Origin of the sequence: Hamadaea sp., assembly GCF_013362815.1 — a bacterium.
Lineage (GTDB): Bacteria > Actinomycetota > Actinomycetes > Mycobacteriales > Micromonosporaceae > Hamadaea.
In genome coordinates this window covers 269,504-286,646 of record NZ_JABFVK010000015.1, presented here as the reverse complement: position 1 = coordinate 286,646, position 17,143 = coordinate 269,504, and the positions used below count along the sequence as shown (strand labels likewise).

General features: G+C 69.7%; 11 protein-coding genes. 6 read left to right on the top strand and 5 right to left on the bottom strand.

Going from position 1 to position 17,143, the window contains the following annotated elements; genetic code table 11:
• The first annotated feature begins 26 nt into the window (after positions 1–26).
• Positions 27–4,022 (top strand): type VII secretion protein EccCa, encoded by a 3,996-nt coding sequence (gene eccCa / locus HOV77_RS09825; protein ID WP_290860500.1) that lies wholly within the window; start codon positions 27–29, stop codon positions 4,020–4,022.
• A 3-nt stretch (positions 4,023–4,025) separates the two neighbouring features.
• Here eccCa and tilS read toward each other — a convergent pair whose 3' ends face one another.
• The 4 genes from tilS to HOV77_RS09805 all read right to left on the bottom strand — a co-directional run bounded on the left by tilS (position 4,026) and on the right by HOV77_RS09805 (position 7,450).
• Positions 4,026–5,006 (bottom strand): tRNA lysidine(34) synthetase TilS, encoded by a 981-nt coding sequence (gene tilS / locus HOV77_RS09820; RefSeq protein ID WP_290860498.1) that lies wholly within the window; start codon positions 5,004–5,006, stop codon positions 4,026–4,028.
• Positions 5,003–6,052 (bottom strand): zinc-dependent metalloprotease, encoded by a 1,050-nt coding sequence (locus HOV77_RS09815; protein WP_290860496.1) that lies wholly within the window; start codon positions 6,050–6,052, stop codon positions 5,003–5,005. The genes tilS and HOV77_RS09815 overlap by 4 nt, the downstream gene beginning before the upstream one ends.
• 297 nt (positions 6,053–6,349) lie before the next feature.
• Complete coding sequence (locus HOV77_RS09810; RefSeq protein WP_290860494.1) at positions 6,350–6,847, bottom strand: inorganic diphosphatase; 498 nt, start codon at positions 6,845–6,847, stop codon at positions 6,350–6,352.
• 333 nt (positions 6,848–7,180) lie between these two features.
• Positions 7,181–7,450 (bottom strand): hypothetical protein, encoded by a 270-nt coding sequence (locus HOV77_RS09805; RefSeq protein ID WP_290860492.1) that lies wholly within the window; start codon positions 7,448–7,450, stop codon positions 7,181–7,183.
• 4 nt (positions 7,451–7,454) lie between these two features.
• Between HOV77_RS09805 and dacB the strand changes: the two genes are divergently transcribed.
• From dacB to folE, 5 genes are all read left to right on the top strand, one after another.
• Positions 7,455–9,164: a D-alanyl-D-alanine carboxypeptidase/D-alanyl-D-alanine-endopeptidase gene (gene dacB, locus HOV77_RS09800; RefSeq protein ID WP_290860490.1), complete on the top strand. Its 1,710-nt coding sequence runs from the start codon at positions 7,455–7,457 to the stop codon at positions 9,162–9,164.
• Positions 9,165–9,476: 312 nt separating this feature from the next.
• Positions 9,477–12,611 (top strand): S8 family serine peptidase, encoded by a 3,135-nt coding sequence (locus HOV77_RS09795; RefSeq protein ID WP_290860488.1) that lies wholly within the window; start codon positions 9,477–9,479, stop codon positions 12,609–12,611.
• A gap of 159 nt (positions 12,612–12,770) precedes the next feature.
• Positions 12,771–13,343 carry a hypoxanthine phosphoribosyltransferase gene (gene hpt / locus HOV77_RS09790; protein WP_290860486.1) on the top strand — a complete coding sequence of 191 codons (573 nt, stop codon included), beginning with the start codon at positions 12,771–12,773 and terminating at the stop codon, positions 13,341–13,343.
• Positions 13,344–13,502: 159 nt separating this feature from the next.
• Complete coding sequence (ftsH, locus tag HOV77_RS09785) at positions 13,503–15,527, top strand: ATP-dependent zinc metalloprotease FtsH (protein ID WP_290860484.1); 2,025 nt, start codon at positions 13,503–13,505, stop codon at positions 15,525–15,527.
• Between the two features lie 77 nt (positions 15,528–15,604).
• Positions 15,605–16,231: a GTP cyclohydrolase I FolE gene (gene folE, locus HOV77_RS09780; RefSeq protein ID WP_290860622.1), complete on the top strand. Its 627-nt coding sequence runs from the start codon at positions 15,605–15,607 to the stop codon at positions 16,229–16,231.
• Positions 16,232–16,234: 3 nt separating this feature from the next.
• Here the strand turns inward: folE and HOV77_RS09775 are convergent, their stop codons facing one another.
• Complete coding sequence (locus tag HOV77_RS09775) at positions 16,235–17,101, bottom strand: hypothetical protein (RefSeq protein WP_290860482.1); 867 nt, start codon at positions 17,099–17,101, stop codon at positions 16,235–16,237.
• Positions 17,102–17,143 lie beyond the last annotated feature (42 nt).

Sequence of the window (17,143 nt, the reverse complement as noted above, 5' to 3'; positions counted from 1 at the left end):
GCGTCATGGGGAGGAGGGCCGCCGGTATGGGAACAATCGTGGTGAAGCGGGGCCCGCGTCGGCCCGCTCCGGAGATTCCCAGCGGAGAGCTGGTCATCGAGGCTCCGCCGGAGATTCCGCAGGCCAGTGGGGCCCGCTGGCAGCAAGCCATGATGGCGCTGCCGATGCTCGGAGCGATGCTTCCGTCCGCCTACATGATGGGCAACGGGCAGAACGGCAAGATGGGCTACGTCATGGGCGGCATGATGGGCCTGTCCATGATCGGCATGATGGCCATGAACCTCAGCCAGGGCGGCGGTGGCCCGAAGAAGGCCGAGATGATGGCCGCCCGGCGGGAGTACCTGCGGCACCTGGCGACGATGCGGACCAAGGTTCGCGAGACCGTGGCCAAGCAGCGTACGGGGTTGTTCTATCGCCATCCCGATCCGCAGCGGCTCTGGTCCACAGTCGACTCTCATCGGCTCTGGGAGCGCCGGCCGACCGACCCCGACTACGGCGTCACGCGGATCGGCATCGGCCCGCAGTCGCTGGCCACTCCGCTGGTTCCGCCGGTCACCCGGCCGCTGGAGGAGCTGGAGCCCATGACGGCCGGTGCGCTGCGCCGGTTCCTGGACGCGTACTCGGTCGTGCCGGATCTGCCCGTCGCCGTGTCGCTGCCCGCCTTCGCCCGTGTCTTCATCCGGGCCGAGGCCGCGCAGGCCAACACCTTCGGCTACGGCCGCAACGTCCAGCCGGAAGCCGACCACCGCGACGGCGGCGACCCGCACAGCCTCGTGAGTGCGGTCATCAGCCAGCTCGCCACCTTCCACGCCCCCGACGACCTCCTGATCGCGGTGTGCGCCCCGGCGCACCGGCGCGACCGGTGGGACTGGGTCAAGTGGCTGCCACACAACGCGCATCCGTCCAAGGTGGACGCTCTCGGCCCGGTACGCATGGTGGCGCCGACGGCGGTCGCGCTGGAGGAGATGCTCTCCGACATCATCGGCAACCGTCCCCGGTTCGGCGGCGGCGCATCCGGCCCGTACGTCGTGGTCGTCCTGGACGGTGCGGACCTCACGGGTTCGCAGCACCTCGCGGCCGACGGCGGCATCGCGGGCATGACCGTGCTGGACCTCGACGGCCAGCCGCCCCGCCTGCTCGACCGGTCGACGCTGACGCTGGAGATGGAGCAGGACACCCGGCGACTTGAGATCTTCACCGCCGACGGATCGGCCGACGTGGGCACCGCCGACGGACTGACGTACGCCGAGGCGGAGTCGATCGCGCGGCGGCTTTCTCCGCTGCGGCTCTCCGCCGCGACGAAGTCGGCAGACGCTCCGCTCTCCGGCGACCAGGGTCTCGGCGACCTCCTCGGCATCCCCGACCCGGACTCCTTCGAGGTGGCGCAGGGCTGGCGGCCGCGGGCCGACCGGGACAAGCTGCGCGTACCGATCGGCGTCGGGGTCGACGGCCAGCCGGTCGAACTGGACATCAAGGAATCGGCGCAGGACGGCATGGGCCCGCACGGCCTGCTCATCGGCGCCACCGGTTCGGGTAAGTCCGAGGTGCTGCGAACGCTGGTGCTCGCGCTGGCGCTGACGCATTCCTCGGAGGAGCTCAACTTCGTCCTCGTCGACTACAAGGGTGGTGCGACCTTCGCCTCGATGGACGTGTTGCCGCACACCAGCGCGGTCATCACCAACCTCGAAGGCGAGTCGCTGCTCGTCGACCGCATGGCCGACGCCATCAACGGCGAGGTCATCCGCCGTCAGGAGTTGCTGCGGGCGGCGGGCAACTTCGCGAACTTGAAGGATTACAACAAGGCGCGGCTGCAAGGCAAGGCGCTCGCGCCACTGCCGTCGCTGCTCATCGTGGCCGACGAGTTCTCCGAGCTGCTGACCGCCAAGCCGGACTTCATCGACATCTTCGTGCAGATCGGCCGGGTCGGCCGGTCGATCGGCATCCACCTGCTGCTGGCCAGCCAGCGACTGGAGGAGGGCCGGCTGCGCGGTCTGGACACCCACCTGTCCTACCGGCTCGGCCTGCGGACCTTCTCCGCGATGGAGTCCCGCACCGTCTTGGGCGTGCCCGACGCGTACGACCTGCCCCGGGCGCCTGGCCACGGCTATATGAAGTTCGGCACGGAACCGCTGGTCCGATTCAAGGCGGCGTACGTCTCCGGCTCTTACAAGAAGGCGGGCTCGTCACCGGCCCGAGCCGGTGGACGGCGTACCGACATCGACATCCACAATTTCGGGACGCACTTCGTGCCGCTGCCGAAGAAGCCGACCAACGCCGAGCCCGAGGTCAACTGGGAGGTCAAGCCCGGCGAGAGCCTGATGGACGTGCTGATCGGGCGGCTCGCCGGCAAGGGCCCGCCGGCTCACCAGGTCTGGCTGGAGCCGCTGGACGTCTCCGACACGCTGGAGGAGGGCTTCGGCAAGATCGCGATCCATCCGGAACGCGGTCTGACGACGGGCAACGCCGAATTGCACGGCGCGTTGACGGTCCCGATCGCCTGGGTCGACCGGCCCGCGCAGCAGCGCCGGGACACGCAGTGGATCAACCTGTCCGGCGCGGCCGGGCACGTGGCGATCGCCGGTGCGACCCAGAGCGGCAAGTCCAGCCTGTTGCGGACGATCATCAGCGGTCTGGCGCTCACCCACACCCCGGCCGAGGCGCAGTTCTACTGCCTCGACTTCGGTGGTGGCACGCTCGCGGCGCTGCGGGAGATGCCGCACGTCGGCGGCGTCGCCGGTCGTCTCGACACCGCCCAGGTCCGCCGGACCGTCAGCGAGGTCGCGATGCTGCTGGCCGAGCGCGAGGCGCGGTTCGCCGAGCTGGGCGTCGACTCCATGGCCAACTACCGCAAGCGCCGGGCCTCCGGCGAGGTCAACGACCCGTTCGGCGACGTCTTCCTCGTCATCGACGGGTGGGCGACGCTCCGGGAGAGCTACGACGACCTGGAGCCGGTCATCACCGACCTGGCGACTCGTGGTCTGTCCTACGGCGTGCACATCATCGCCAGCTCGCTGCGGTGGCGTGACTTCCGGGCGGCCATCCAGGATCAGTTCGGCACCAAGATCGAGATGCGGCTGGGTGACCCGTCGGACTCGATCGGCAAGGTCCGCAAGGCCGCCCAGAACGTGAAGCACGCTCCCGGCCACGGCGCGACCAACGAGGGTCTCTACTACCTGACCCTGCGGCCGGAGCTGACGTCCCTGGGCACCGACCAGACCTCGGTGAGCAAGCACATCGCGCAGCATTGGAAGGGCCAGCCGGCGCCTCGCGTCCGGATGCTCCCTCCGGTCTACGGCTACGACCGTCTGCCGATCACCGGCGGCGATCCGTTGCACATCCCGATCGGCCTGTCCGAGGACCTCACCCCGATCTCGCTCAACTTCCGCGACGACCAGCACTTCCTGGTCTTCGGCGAGAGCGAGTGCGGCAAGTCGACGTTCATGCGGGCGCTGGCGACGACGATCACCAAGCGGTTCACCCCGGACGAGGCGAAGCTGCTCATCGTCGACCACCGCCGCAGCATGCTCGGCGCGATCCAGGGCGACCACCTGCTCGGCTACACGACGAACTTCGAGCAGAGCGCCCAGTACCTCCAGGCCGTCGCCGGGTACATGGACCAGCGCAAGCCCCCGGCCGACGTCACGCCGCAGCAGCTGCGCGACCGGCCATGGCTCGAAGGCCGCCCGGAGTGCTTCGTGCTCATCGACGACTACGAGATGGTCGCGTCCGGTTCGGGCAACCCGCTCGACCCGCTGGTGCCGTACCTCGAAATCGCCCGCGACGTCGGCCTCCACGTGATCATCGCGCGGAACTCGACCGGTGCGAGCGGTCTGTCCTACCAGCCGCTGTTCCAGATCATGCGGCGGGTCGGCAGCCCCGGTCTGCTGATGTCCGGCGACAAGGGCGAGACCTCGCCCCTGGCGGACATCCGGTTCGAGCGGATGGTTCCAGGCCGTGGCCGCCTTCTGTCGCGCAAGCAAGGGGTACGCCTCATCCAGGTCGCCAACCTCCCGGGTGCGTAACTTCTAGCGAGACAGCAGCCGACCGTCCTCCCGGTGCACTTCGATGCCCCCGGGCAGGGCGGTCGGTCCTTGTCCGTGCCAGGCGGTGACGAGCGCGTCCAACGCGGCGACGTGCCGGTGGCCGAGAGCGGCGCCGGGCGCACCCAGCTCGAGGGCCCACGTGTGCAGTACGCGACCCCGCAGGGCGTCCGGCAGCGCCCGCAGGGCGTCCACGCTGAGGCCGCTGCCACTGCGGCATTCGGCGTACGCCGTCGCGGCCAGTCCGTCCAAGTAGGACGCGTCAGCGGCGAGCTGAGCGGCCGTCTGGGCCAGGTTTCCGACGACGCCCGGCCCCAACGCCGTTACTAGCGCGGGCAGGGCACTGGATCGGACACGCGCGCGGGCGTACCGGTCGTCGGAGTTGTGGGGGTCTTCCCACGGCGTGAGCCCCTGTTCGGCACACGCTTCCCGCAACGTCGTACGCCGGACGCCCAGCATGGGCCGGAGCACTGCCACGCCGTCGACCTCTCGGCGGGCGGGCATCCCGGCCAGTCCGCGGGGACCGGCGCCCCGGGCGAGGGCCAGCAATACCGTCTCGGCTTGGTCGTCCAATGTGTGACCTAGGAGGAGCGCTGCGGCGGCATACTCCTCGGATTGTTGAAGGAGTGCCTCGTAGCGGGCGTGGCGGGCGGCCGCCTCGGGACCCACCGGATCGGCCGGATCGATCGTGACCGGAGCGACGATCGCGGGAGTGAGCCCGGCGTCGGCGGCCCAGGCGGCGACGGCGGCCGCGCGTTCGGCGGACCCGGCCTGCAGGTTGTGATCGACCGTGACGAGCCCGATCCGCCAGCCGAGCCGCGGACCGGCGAACGCAGCCGCGGCGGCGAGGGCGAGCGAATCCGCGCCGCCGGAGCAGGCGACCAGCGCGAGCCGGTTCTCCCCAGGCCCGAGCGCGCGCCGGACCGCGGTACGCGTCTGCGCGACCGACGGGTGTGGACCGGTCAAGGGACGACCCGGGCGACCCATGCGCCGGGATCGGTCAGTTCGGCCAGCGTGGGCAGATTCTCCGGCCCGGCCCAGACGCGATTGAAGTCCGCCATGCCGACCCGGTCGACGACGCCCTGGACGAACTTGCGGCCCTCGGCGTACTGCCGCAGCTTGGCGTCGACCCCGAGCAGACGGCGGATCACGGACTCGACGGGATTCGCGGTCGCCCGGCGTCGGTCGAACCGGGCCCGGATCGCTTCGACCGACGGAATGACCCGGGGACCGACGCCGTCCATGACGACTTCGGCGTGCCCCTCGACCAGCGTCATCAGTGCGGTCAGCCGGTCCATCACCGCCCGCTGAGCGGGGGATTGGACGACGTCCAGCACGCTGACCTGGCTGCCTTTGTTCCGGACGGCGTCTGCTGCGGCCGAGACAGCTCGGCGTACGCGGCCGAGCAGGGCGGCCGGATCGGCGTCGGAGGCGTCGACGAACGCCTTGACCTCGCTCAGGAAGTGCCCGCGAAGCCACGGGACGGCGGTGAACTGGGTTCGGTGGGTGACCTCGTGGAGGCAGACCCAGAGCCGGAAGTCGCGCGGGTCCGCACCGATCTTCCGCTCGACCGCGACGATGTTCGGGGCGACCAGCAGCAGCTGACCCGGTTCGCCGGAGAACACCTCGTACTGCCCCAGCACCCGCCCCGACAAGTACGCCAACACCGAGCCGGCCTGGAGCGCGGTGATCTTCGCCCCGACCATTTCGAGCGGACCGGTCCCGGCGGTCTGCGACTTCTTCGCGAGATGCGCCGCGAGCGGTCCGATCACCGTACGCATCCCGGCGACGTTCAGCTTTGCCCAGTCCCGGCGATCCACCACGCGTACGGGTGGCACGTCGACCTGCGAAACCAGCCCGGTGAACTCGGCGACGTGCCCGGCCGCCTCCCCGGTCAGCTCCCGCAGCTGCCGGACGACCTCGACCGCCTCCGCCTTGGTCACCTTCGGGCCGGTCGGGCCCAGCGTCGCGGCGGTGGATGCGGCCAGGTCCCAGTCGACGAATTCCGCCATGCGCACGACGCTACCCGCTGTGGGCGCGTGACCGCCCCCTTCGACCCGCCTCCAGCGCGCTTCCGGGCCGCTTCCGGGCCGCTTCCGGGCCGCTTCCGGGCCGCTTCCGGGCCGCTTCCGGGCCGCTTCCGGGCCGCTTCCGCGCCGCTTCCGCGCCGCTTCCGCGCCGCTGGATCAGGGTTCCGGGTCGAATCTTGGCCGAAATACGACCCGGAACCCTGATCCAGCGCGAAAGCAGCGCGGCCCGAGCGCGAAAGCAGCGCGGCCCGAGCGCGAAAGCAGCGCGGCCCGAGCGGGTCAGTGGGCGGAGTGGCCGGTGTCCTTGGCCCGCTGGAACGAGGCGACGATCTCCGCCTCGGCCTCGGTGCGGCCGACCCAGGTCGCGCCCTCGACGCTCTTGCCGGGTTCCAGGTCCTTGTAGACCTCGAAGAAATGCTGGATCTCCAGCCGGTCGAACTCGGCGACGTGGTGGATGTCGCGCAGATGTTCCAGGCGTGGGTCGGCGAACGGAACGCAGAGGACCTTGTCGTCGCCGCCCTTCTCGTCGCGCATCCGGAACATGCCGATCGCCCGGCAGCGGATCAGGCAGCCGGGGAAGGTCGGCTCCTGCACCAGCACCAACGCGTCCAGCGGGTCGCCGTCTTCACCCAGGGTGTTCTCGATGAAGCCGTAGTCGGCCGGGTACTGCGTGGAGGTGAAGAGTGTGCGGTCAAGCCGGATGCGGCCCGTCTCGTGGTCGACCTCGTACTTGTTGCGCTGCCCCTTGGGGATCTCAACCGTGACGTCGAAATCCATCTCACGCTCCTGACACGTTTTCTCGCCGACTCTGGCTTCTGCTCGATAGTGTCGCGTAGGTCGATCGGAAAGCTCACTGGGAGGGTCCGTGGGGAGGCAAGGTTCACACTACGGCGACGAGTCGCCGTGGGCGGCCGGTTGGCCGGGAAACGAGCCGGAACCAGCGGCTGACCAGCCTGAACCTGGTTATCCACCGGATTATCCACAGGCCCCAGCCGACTATCCACAAGCTTATCCACAGGCCACCACTCCACAAACCGGACGTTATCCACAGGTTGGGCAAACCCCTCCACAGGCCTCCGCGCGGCCCCAGCCAAGATCGTCTGGCACGGTCTACGGCTCGTCTCCACCCACTGGTACGCCCACCGAAGACGGGCCGCCGCGCGCGACGGGGTCGGCCTCGGTCCCGCCGCCGGCCGCGCCTGCCGCAGCTCCCGTTGCCCCTTCGCCGACCTCTCCGACGGCCTCCGCAGCTGCTCCGGAGGTGGCGAGCTCGCCGTGGGCTCCGCCCGTTCCGACTCCGGAAGGCCCGCCGACCTGGCCGCCGCTGGTCCCGTCGGCCGACTCAACCCCGGCTACTCCGCCTGCGTCGGCACCGTCCACACCCATGTTCACGCTGCCGGGGATTCCGCCGTCCACCGGCCAGCCCGCAGCGGCGACCGGTCAGGCGTCCGTCCCCAGCGGTCAAGCGTCCGTCCCCGGCACGCAGCCCCCGGTTTCCACAGCTCACGCGTCTTTTTCCACAGGTCCCACCGGCCCGGCGCCCGGCACGGTCTACGGCAGCGCGGCGATCCCGCCGAGCGGCCCGCCGTCGGGTCCACCGATCCCTCCCGCCGGTCCGCCGGAGGAGCCGCCTGCGGCCACGCCACCGCCGGTGCCGCCGACCGAAGCCGTCCAGTCCCCGCCGCCGGAGCCGCGCAAGGGCCACCGTGGCCTGTGGATTTCGCTGGCCAGCGTGCTGATCTTGGCGCTCGCCGCGGCGGGCGGCGCGGTCGCGTTCGCGCCGGACCGCGTACGCGAATTGCTGGGCCACACGACTCCGGTGAACACCTGGACTCCGGACCCGGTGGCGAGCGCGACGGGCGTCCTGTCCGCGGCGACCGGCACGGCTCCGACGCCCGAGCAGGTCAAGGCGGCCCTCGACGAGCTGCGGGAGCACACCGACCTGGGCCCGTCGGTCAGCGTCTCGGTCGTCGACGTGGCGAGCGGGCAGAGCCTCTACGACGTCGGTTCCTCGCATCCGGCCGTTCCGGCGTCGACCACGAAGATGGCAACCGCAGCCGCCGTACTCGCGACCCGAGGGCCGGACTACCGGATGACCACGACCGTGGTGGCCGGACCGAACGAGGGCGAGATCGTGATCGTCGGCGGGGGAGACCCGACGCTGACCGCCGGCGCGACCGGGTACTACCCCGGCGCGGGGCGGCTCGACCAGCTCGCCGCCCAGGTGAAGGCGGCGCTCGGGGGCAAGTCTCCGACGAAGGTCATCTATGACTCGTCGCTCTACTCCGGCTCACAGATCGCGGAGGGCTGGGACGACGACGCCGCGGTCGGGCCCTACGGCGCGCGGGCCACGGCGCTGGCGATCGACGGCGCGCGGACGAGCCCGAAGCGGCCGAAGAACATCGACGACCTGCACGCCGGTCAGGCCCGGTCGGCCCAGCCGGACAAGGCGGCCGCGATCGCGTTCGCAAAGCTCGTCGGCGCGCCCACGGCGACGGTGACAGCCGGGACGGCCGCGTCTGGAGCGCAGCAACTCGGATCGGTCCAGTCGCCCCGGATCGAGAGCCTCGTCGAGATCATGCTGGACGAGAGCGACAACGTGGTGGCCGAGGCGCTGGCCCGCCAGGTCGCCCTGGCCAAGGGGCAGCCGGGCAGCTTCGCCGGTGCCGGGGTCGCCATCAAGCAGGTCCTCACCGAGCTTGGCGTACCCACCGAGGGGGTCGTGATCAAGGACGGGTCGGGACTGTCCCGGCTGGACCGTCAGCCGCCCGCCATGCAGACCGCCCTGCTCGCCGTTGCAGCCGGGGACAGCCACCCGAAATTGCGGTCGCTGTTCGCCGGACTGCCGGTGGCCGCTTGGTCGGGGACGCTCTCCGATCGCAATCAGACGACCGCCGGCCTTCCTGAACCCGGGGCCGGCCTGGTACGCGCGAAGACCGGAACGCTCACCGGCGTGGCCGCCATCGCAGGGATCGTGGTCACCAAGGACGGCCGGTTGCTCGCGTTCTCGATCCTCGCCGACGCCGTGCCCACCGGGACGGACACCGCCCGGGAACGCCTGGACGCGATGACCAACGCCCTCGCCGCCCTCTGACGACGCCGGCCCGCCCCACCCCGTCGACACCTGCGGATCACGGTTACGCATGCCTCCGGCACCCCGGGAAGCATGCGTAACCGTGATCTGCAGCTGACAGCGCGACCGGCGAAGGCCGGCGGGGCGAGCGCCGAAAGATGCGCGGAAAGAGTTGACGGGTAGCTGACAGGCCGAAGTGTCGGCCGGGCGAAGCGCCCCGACTGCGGCAAGATCTGCCCTATGTTTTCGCGGCTTTTGTTGCCACTTGCGCTAGTTGTCGTTTCTCTTCCAACACCAGCACATGCTGCGTCGCCGGACAAACGAGTGAGCCTGGTGTCGCGCTACACAGCGGCGAAAACGAGCGCGATGGCGCGTACCGACCGTTCGCTGCTCGGGCGGTCGGGCGGGGCCCAGGTGAGCGTCGTCGTCAAGCTGGCCAACGAGCCGGTCGCGACCTATCGGGGCGGCGTACCGGGGTTCGCGGCGACCAGCCCGGCGGTGACCGGGCGGCCGCTCTGGGGCGGCCCGGCTGAGCAGGCGTACGAGCGATTCCTGGCCCAGCAGGAGGACATCTTCGGGAAGGCCGCCGCCCATGTGCCCGGCGTACGCCTCGGCCAGAGTCTGCGCACCGTCTACGGCGGGGTGGCGCTGACCGTACCCGCGAACCGGGTCGGCGACCTGCTCAAGATCCCCGGCGTCGTGGCCGTCCAACGTGACGAGGTACGCCATCCGCTGACCGACTCCAGCCCCGGGTTCATCGGGGCGGACACCGTTCAGCGCGCGCTCGGCGGCCCGGCCGACGCGGGCAAGGGCGTGATCTTCGGAGTGCTCGACACGGGCGCGTGGCCGGAGCATCCGTCCTTCGCCGACCAGGGCAACCTCGCCGCGCCACCGCCCCGTGAGGACGGCAAGGCCCGGGTGTGCGACTTCGGCGTGAACCCGCTGACCGGCGTGAAGTTCCGGTGCAATCACAAACTCATCGGCGGCCGGCCGTTCCTGGACGCGTACCTGAAGATGCACGACAAGGAGAAGTACCGGACCGCCCGAGACAGCGACGGCCACGGTACGCACACCGCCTCCACCTCGGCGGGCAACGTCCTGAGCAGCGCCAAGGTGTTCGGGGTCGACCGCGGTCCGCTGCGCGGCGTCGCGCCCGGCGCATGGGTCAGCGTCTACAAGGTCTGCGGTGCCGACGGCTGCTTCTCGTCCGACTCGGCGGCTGCGGTCGCGCAGGCGGTCAAGGACGGCGTACGCGTCATCAACTTCTCCATCTCCGGCGGCACCGATCCCGAGACCGATCCGGTCGAGCTCGCCTTCCTCGACGCGTACGCGGCCGGGGTGTTCGTCGCCGCATCGGCCGGCAACGAGGGACCGGACGCCGAGACGGTGAACCACCTGTCTCCGTGGGTCACCACGGTGGCGGCGAGTACGCAGCGCCGCGAATTCGACTCGACGATCACCCTGAAGTCGCCGGGGGCGAAGGACCTGACGCTGACCGGTTCCAGCATCACCGCCGGACTCTCCGCAGCGACCCCGGTCGTGCAAGCGAAGGACGTCAAGGGGTACGACGGCGGCGCGCGCTGCCTCACCAAGCCGAAGAAGAACCTCTTCCAGGGCAAAGTCGTCGTCTGTGAACGCGGCGAGAACGCTCGCGTTGAGAAGGGCTACTTCGTCAAACAGGGCGGCGGACTCGGGATGCTGCTCTACAACCCCACTCTCCAGGACACCGAGACGGACAACCACTGGCTGCCCACCGTGCATCTCGCTACCGGTGCACAGCTTTTGGCGTACCTGAAGAACAAGAACGTGACGGCGAGCTTCACCTCGGGCCGCGCCACGACCGGGCGGGGCGACGTGATGGCGGCCTTCTCCTCGCGCGGGCCCGGCGGCCTCGCGCTGAAGCCCGACGTGACCGCGCCTGGCGTGCAGATTCTCGCCGGGACGACGCCGACGCCCGAGGATCCGACCGGCGGTCCGGCGGGGCAGTACTTCCAGGCGATCGCCGGGACGTCGATGTCCGGGCCGCACGTCGCGGGCGCGGGCATCCTGCTGCGCGCGGCCCACCCGAGCTGGTCGCCCGGTCAGATTAAGTCCGCGCTGATGACGACCGCGGTGACCAAGGTCGTCAAGGAGGACCTCAAGACCCCGGCCGATCCGTTCGACTTCGGCGCGGGCCGCATCGCGGTCGACATCGCGGCCAACCCGGGCCTGACCTTCGACGAGAGCGCCGACCGGATGGCCAAGCTGGCCGCGGACCCGGTCGACGCCGTCCAGTTGAACACCCCGTCGATCAACGCGCCGGTCATGCCGGGCCGGCTCAGCGCCGTCCGGACCGTCAAGAACGTCTCCGGCCACGTGCAGACCTACCGGCTGACCAGCACCGCGCCGACCAAGTCCGCGATCACCGTCGATCCGCCGGTGCTGACCCTCGCGCCCGGCGCGGTCGGCCGCTTCACGGTGAACATCGCCTCGTGGGCGCCGAAGCGCCAGCTCTTCGGCGAGGTTCGGCTCGAGCCGGTCGGCGGCTCGCTGCCCACGCTCCACCTGCCCGTCGCGTTCGTTCCGCAGCAAGGCTCGGTCGCGGTCACCGGGAAGTGCGCGAGCTCGTCGTGCTCCTTCACCGCGACCAACAAGGGGTACGCACAAGCGCAGGTGACGATGTCCTCACGGTTCCCGGCCGGAACCGCCGTCGGTGAGGTCACCGGGGCGTCGCGTACGGGGTTGGCGGCGGTCGGGCGCTCGAAGGTGACCCTGGCCGGGATCACGCCGGGCAAGCCGTCGCTCGCCACCGTCTCCGGCACCTTCTACCAGCGGCCGGAGGTCGCGGCCGACCCGATCGGCGACGAGGAGGTCATCAACTACGACACCCCGGCGTTCCGGTACGCCGGTCAGGCGTACACCCGGATCGGGGTGACCTCCGACGGCTATCTGATCGTCGGCGGCGGCACTGGTCAGGACGTCACTCCGGAGCCGAACGGGCTGCCGGACCCGAAGCGCCCGAACAATGTGCTCGCCCCGTTCTGGGCCGACCTCGACGGCTCTTCGGCGCCTGGGGTTCGGGTGGATGTGGTGGACCGGGACGGCGCGCGCTGGATCGTCGCCGACTGGGACGTGAAGGTCTTCGGGACGTCGTCCGCCCGCCGTTTCCAGGTCTGGCTGCCGCTCTCGGTTTCGCCTTCAGCGAACACGATCCGGTACGCGTACGACCCGAAGGCGCTGCCGAAGGCCCCGCCCGGCGGACTGAAGTACCTGGTCGGCGCGGACAACATCGCCGGCGCGGCCGGTGACTCCCTGTCCGGCCTGCCCACCGGCGACCTGTCGGTGCCCACGACGGCCGGTACGCCCGGCGGGTCGCTGACCTACTCGGTCACGCTCTCGGGTGGCTCCGGCTCGGTCACGACCCTGATGACCTCGTCGACCGTCCCCGGTACCACCGTCATCCACACTGCGTTTTCCGCGCGATCATGAACCTTCGGTCATGATCGCGCGGCGTGTCGTGTCCGCAGGCCAATGATCGATCCCCGTTGGGAATGATCAACCCGATGCCGGTTCGGCCCCGGCGGGGCCGGTGGGAAAGGGTGCAGCATCACTGCTTGGCCGCCATCCGGGCTCGATAGTCTGTAAGGCATGGCTGATCTGCCCGGGTGGTACGACAAGGACATCGACCGCGTGATCGTCTCCGAGGACGACATCCGCGCCAAGACCGATGAGCTGGCCAAGCAGGTGGCGGCGGACTACGGGCAGGCGGACAGCGTACTGCTGGTCTGTGTGCTCAAAGGCGCGGTCATGTTCATGGCCGACTTCGCCCGCGCGCTGAGCCGCTACGGCCCGCCCGCCGAGCTCGAGTTCATGGCGGTCTCCTCGTACGGCCAGGGGATGACCTCCAGCGGCGTGGTCCGCATTCTGAAAGACCTCGACCGGGACATCGCCGGCAAGCGGGTCATCGTCGTCGAGGACATCGTCGACTCCGGTCTGACCCTGAGCTGGCTGCTCAAGTACCTGGAATCTCGGTCGGCGGCGAGCGTCGAGGTCGTGGCGCTGCTCCGCAAGCCCGACGCGATCAAGGTGCCGGTGCCGGTGAAGTACGTCGGATTCGACATCCCCAGCGAGTTCGTGGTCGGATACGGCCTGGACTATGCGGAACGCTACCGAGACATGCCATATGTCGGAGTTTTGAAGCCCGAGGTATACCAGAGGTAGGGGTTACGGGTCTACGAGGTGTAGGCCCGTCGTCTCTCAGGGTGTTCACAGGGGCGCGCTGTTGCGGCAACTGTGACATCTACGGTGTACCGTCAAGTGACCTGACGGCCTACGTATCGATCGGGAGGTTTCGGGTGCACCGCACCCGACAACAACGGTATGGAGCGACTCCCCTTTTATAAGCGCCCGTGGTTCTGGTTCGTGCTCGTCGCGGCCGCGATCGCGGTGTTCTTCGCGACCTACAGCAGCTCGGGGACCTACCGCGACGTCGATACCTCGGTCGCGCTCGCAGAGCTCAACAAGCCGGACAACGTCAAGAAGGTCCTGATTCAGGACAAGGAGCAGACGATCCAGCTCGAACTGGTCAACAAGGCCAAGTTCGGCAGCGTCGAGACCGACAAGATCCAGGCCGAGTATCCCGCGCAGAGCGCCGACTACATGTTCGACCAGGTCCGGAACGCGAACCTCGCCGACGGCGGTAGCTACAACACCGAGGTCACCCAGGACTCCTGGATCACCTCGCTGATCTTCTCCTTCGCGCCGCTGCTGCTCATCGTCCTGTTCTTCTTCATCATGATGTCGCAGATGCAGGGCGGCGGCTCGCGGGTGCTCAACTTCGGCAAGTCCAAGGCCAAGCTGGTCAGCAAGGACATGCCGAAGACGACCTTCGCCGACGTGGCGGGGGCCGAGGAAGCCGTCGAGGAACTGCACGAGATCAAGGACTTCCTGCAGAACCCCTCGAAGTACCAGGCTCTCGGCGCGAAGATCCCGAAGGGCGTACTGCTCTTCGGCCCGCCCGGAACCGGTAAGACGCTGCTCGCCCGAGCCGTCGCCGGTGAAGCCGGAGTGCCGTTCTACTCGATCTCCGGCTCGGACTTCGTCGAGATGTTCGTCGGTGTCGGTGCGTCCCGCGTACGCGATCTGTTCGAGCAGGCGAAGACGAACGCTCCGGCGATCGTCTTCGTCGACGAGATCGACGCCGTGGGCCGCCACCGTGGCGCCGGCCTCGGCGGTGGCCACGACGAGCGCGAGCAGACGCTCAACCAGCTGCTCGTCGAGATGGACGGCTTCGACGCCAAGGGCGGCGTGATCCTGATCGCCGCGACCAACCGGCCGGACATCCTCGACCCGGCGCTGCTGCGCCCGGGCCGGTTCGACCGCCAGATCGCCGTGGACACCCCGGACATGGAGGGCCGCAAGGCGATCCTCCGGGTGCACGCCAAGGGCAAGCCGTTCACGCCGGACGTCGACCTCGACGCGGTGGCTCGGCGTACGCCGGGCTTCACGGGTGCCGACCTGGCGAACGTGATCAACGAGTCGGCGCTGCTGACCGCTCGCAACGACAAGCGGGCGATCACCAACGACTACCTCGAGGAGTCGATCGACCGCGTCATCGCCGGTCCGCAGCGGCGTACTCGGGTCATGTCGGACCACGAGAAGAAGATCACGGCGTATCACGAGGGCGGGCACGCTCTGGTGGCGCACGCGATGCCGCACTCGGCCCCGGTCCACAAGGTCACCATCCTGTCGCGCGGGCGGTCGCTCGGGCACACGCTGGTCCTGCCGACCGAGGACAAGTACACGCAGACGCGCGCCGAGATGATCGACACCCTCGCGTACGCGCTGGGTGGCCGGGCGGCCGAGGAGCTCGTCTTCCACGAGCCCACCACGGGCGCCGGCAACGACATCGAGAAGGCGTCGGCGATCGCCCGGGCGATGGTCACCCAGTACGGCATGAGCTCCAAGCTCGGTGCGGTCAAGTACGGCACCAGCGGTGACGAGCCCTTCCTGGGTCGCAGCTACGGTCACGAGAAGGACTACTCCGACTCGATCGCGGCCGAGATCGACGCCGAGGTGCGGACGCTGATCGAGCTGGCACACGACGAGGCGTACGCGGTTCTCGTGGAGTATCGCGACGTGCTCGACAACATCGTGCTGGAGCTGATCGAGAAGGAGACCCTCTCGACGGCCGACATGAACCGGATCTGTGCGCGGGTCACCAAGCGCCCGCCGATGGCCCCGTTCAACGGGTTCGGGAAGCGTACGCCCTCCGACCTGCCGCCGGTGCAGACCGCGGCGGAGCGGGCGGCCACCGGTTCGGCGTCGGCCGGCTCGGCGGCTGCGACCGGCGGCGCGCCGCAGTCGCTGACCGACGGCGCGACCCTGATCGAGGGGTCGAACTGAACAGCAGCATCCCGGTGACCCCGGACCCCGCTGACGCGGGTTCCGGGGTCACCGGCTCTGTACCGGCGCACGCCGAACTGGACCTGCTCGCCGCCCGTCTGGTCGACGGATCGATCAACGGCGGCCCGGTCGAGAAGGCCGTCGACCTGGAGCGCATCGAGCACGCCGTCCGTGAGATCCTCATCGCCGTCGGCGAGGACCCCGACCGCGACGGGTTGCAGCGGACGCCCGAACGAGTCGCGCGTGCGTACGCCGAACTCTTCGCCGGTCTCCGGGTGGATCCGCGGCAGGTGCTGCGTACCACCTTCGAGGCCGATCACGAGGAGATGGTGATCGTCCGCGACATCGAGGTCTTCAGCCTCTGCGAGCACCATCTGCTGCCTTTCCGGGGCGTGGCCCACATCGGCTACATCCCGAACGAGGACGGCCGGATCACCGGACTGTCCAAACTCGCCCGCCTGGTCGAGGTGTACGCTCGCCGCCCGCAGGTCCAGGAGCGTCTCACCTCGCAGATCGCCGACCTGCTGGAGAGCCAGCTGGGGGCACGCGGCGTGATCGTGGTGCTCGAATGCGAGCACATGTGCATGGAGATGCGCGGCATCCGCAAGGCCGGCGCGCGTACGGTGACGAGTGCCGTGCGCGGCGTACTGCGTTCGGACTCCAAGACGCGGACCGAGGCGCTGACCCTCATCAACGGCCGGTAGCCGTCAGGGACACCAGCCCCGCGCGAGAAGCACCGCTCTCAGTTCCCGCACGACTGTGGCCTGCTCTCGGTCGACCCGATAACGATGGACGCGCAGGACCCGCCAGTCCGCCTCCTCGTAGCCTTCGCCGCCGTCGCCGGGGCGGGAGAACACCAACGCCACCCGGAAGTCCGGCCAGCCCAGCTCCGGCTGCAGCAGGACACCCCGTGGACCCTCCACTGTGTAGTGGGGGATCGGCCGGGGAAGCCCCTGTTGCAGGATCGCCAGCCGGAGCCGGGAGGCGTCGGCGTCGCGAGCCCGCCCGTCGGCCAATCCGAAGGCGTGCTCTGCCTTCCGATACCCGCGGACGCCGGTTCGGCTTTCGGCGTACCCGTGAAGTTCGTCGGGCGTGACCAGCGCCCGCGCGAGCAGGCCGTCGAGCACGGGCAGCGCCTCCTCGAGCGACCCGGACGCGGCCAGGTCCCACGCGGTACGCCGGGGCGACGTGACCATGAGCCCGTCGATCACGTCGACGTCCCCCGGATCGATGAGGGTCTGGTGCACCTTGACCGCCGACCAGCCGCTCGGCTTGCCCGGCGGCGGAACCGTGACGTGCACCGGATCCCCGTAGTCGGCGGCGAGGTCGACGCCGTGCAGCCAAGCCGCCGAGGCATGTGAGAAGCAGGCCTGGCCGGGCAGGATGAGCGCGGCGGCGTGGCAGTCGACCCCGTGGTCGAGCAGTACGCGCGAGTCGACGTAGATGTCGCGGCGAACCCGCCGCCAATCGTCGGTACGCAGTTGGTCGTTGGTCAGCAATCCTTCGGCGACAGCGGCGCTGCCCCGGAACACGGTGTAGCTGAGTTCGGTGGGGCGGTCGAGCAGTTCCTCCATGACACAGACATTCGCGTCCGGCGGGCCGTGGTCTCAATGCCT